The organism is Tritonibacter sp. SIMBA_163 (assembly GCF_046535935.1).
GTDB classification, from domain to species: Bacteria; Pseudomonadota; Alphaproteobacteria; order Rhodobacterales; family Rhodobacteraceae; genus Epibacterium; species Epibacterium scottomollicae.
The window spans coordinates 1-248 of the sequence record NZ_JAWJBP010000996.1; the positions used below are offsets into that span (position 1 = coordinate 1).

The 248-nt window shown below is 48.4% G+C and carries 1 pseudogene; it reads left to right on the forward strand.

What is annotated here, in order from left to right:
* Window positions 1–248: pseudogene (locus R0J92_RS25320) on the forward strand (ABC transporter ATP-binding protein); the annotation flags it as partial.

Here is a 248-nt window from a genome sequence, read left to right on the forward strand (position 1 = left end):
CATCTGGGAGCAACAACGCAAAACGGTCATTATGGTAACTCACAGCATTGAGGAAGCCCTGTTACTCTCAGACCAAATTATTATGATGACTCGGGGTCCGGCTGCGCGAGTAGATCAAGTTCTAGACATTCCCTTCCCCCGTCCCCGTACTCGGGAGAAGGTGGAAACCCATCCTGACTATAGTGATTTGAAATTGGAGATGGAAAAACATCTCTATCGTGAAACGCGAGCGGTAGAACAATCTCGGT